Annotated in this window: 2 protein-coding genes; both read left to right on the forward strand. The window is 64.3% G+C overall.

The features are described 5' to 3' along the window. On the forward strand, nucleotides 1-284 hold a 284-nt coding region (locus tag AC1DQP_RS20135), incomplete at its 5' end, for a winged helix-turn-helix domain-containing protein (RefSeq protein WP_478052381.1). 5 nt (nucleotides 285-289) lie between these two features. After that, complete coding sequence (locus AC1DQP_RS20140) at nucleotides 290-1,513, forward strand: sensor histidine kinase (protein ID WP_478052382.1); 1,224 nt, start codon at nucleotides 290-292, stop codon at nucleotides 1,511-1,513. Nucleotides 1,514-1,818: the final 305 nt, after the last annotated feature.

Raw genomic sequence — 1,818 nt, forward strand, 5'->3', positions numbered from 1 at the left:
ATACCCGTGCGCCACAGGCGTGGCGGCAAGGCCAGGCCATCAATCTGACCCCCAGTACACACAAGCTGCTGCTGTGTCTGGTGCGCGCCGCGCCTGCCGTGGTCAGGAAGCAGGAGATGGAGTATCTGCTGTGGGGCGACCATCCGCCAGAAAGTGGTGCCTTGCGCACGCACATCCACGAGCTGCGCCAGCACACCGACAAGAGCTTCGCATCGCCACTGATCGAAACAGTGCATGGCGTGGGATGGCGCATGCAGCGCCCCGCGAAGGCGACCGGGCAGTGAAATCAATGTACCGGCCGATGATGCTCCGGACACGCATTACGGTGTCCTTCGTGCTCCTGATGGTGGCGGTCATGGGCTTTGTGGTCGCCGCCGAGCAGCTCGACTACGACGAGCTGCGCGCATACGTCATTTCCAGAAGCCTGCACAGCGAGATGCATCGGCTGAAAGCGGACATAGCCAACGGCGCCACGCCGGTCATGGCCAATGGCAGCCAGTTTTACGACGCGCACACCGCGCCGCAAGCGCTGCGAACCTATGCGCCGGGCTACTACAGCGTCGGCAAGCCCGACGTCTGGCACCTACTGGTGTTCGACGTCGACGGGCAACGCTACTACCTTCGCCAGGATGCAGAGCGTTACCAGTATCTCGAGCACGTCATCGACGGCTACGCGCTGCTGGTCATCCTGCTATGCATCCTCTTCGCGTTCTGGATCGGACGACTCACCTCGGCCCGTGTCATCGCCCCCATCACCCGCCTGGCCGACGCCGTGGAACGCAAGGAGATGCCGTTTCCGTTCCAGGATGCGCGCGACGAGATCGGCGTACTGGCACGGGCGTTCGCGCAGCACAGCGATGAAGCCGAACAGTTCCTGCAGCGCGAGCGGTGCTTCGTGGGCGATGCCAGCCATGAACTGCGCACGCCACTGGCCATCATTGCCGGCGCAGCGGAAACCATCGCTCACCAACTGCCCGCCGACAGTCCCCTGCGGGCCAGCGGCGAGCGCATCCTGCGCACCACGCAGGAAATGCAGCGCCAACTGACCTGCCTGCTGCTCCTCTCGCGTGATCCGCAGCGGCTGGCCAGGGAAGACGTTCCGCTGCGCCCCCTGATTGAAGACTGCATGGCCCGCTGCGAGCCCTGGTTGGCACGCAAGCCAGTGGTCCTGCACATGGAAGCGCCGCAGGACCCGCGCCTCCACACCAACGCCGAGCTGGCGCGCAGCGTGGTCTGGAACCTGCTGCGCAATGCATGCCAGTACACCGATGAAGGCGAAATACGCATCATCGTGCAGGGCACCACGCTGATCATCGCCGACACCGGCCCCGGCCTGCCGCCCAGCGTCGATCCGCAGCAGTTCCAGCGCTTCCAGCCCAGCCTGCGCCACAGCGGCGAAGGGCTGGGCCTGTCCATCGTGCAACGCATTGTGGATCACCTGGGCTGGCGGATGGCCGTAGCAAGCTCGGCCAACGGTTGCCGGTTCACGCTCGACATGCCTGGCACGGCATGAACACGTGCAGCGCGCCGTAGTGGCGCCATCCTGACGGCTTTCTGACGCGGCTTTCTCAATCCTCCACAGAGACCAAGCCCTTTGTGAGATGCAGATGCAATCGTCAGGCCCCACCGGAACCGGCAAGTATCCCCATGGCAAAACCGGGTTGAACCGGGTGTTTCATACGCTGATCCATTCCCGTGACGGCTTCCTGGCCACCATCCGCAGCGAAGCGGCGTTCCGGCAGCTGCTGGTCCTGCATGGCCTGCTGATGGCGACCACATTCGTGCTTGATCTCAGCCCGGCCGAACGTGCGTTGATGC

It is taken from the genome of Stenotrophomonas sp. P5_A8 (assembly GCF_056400545.1).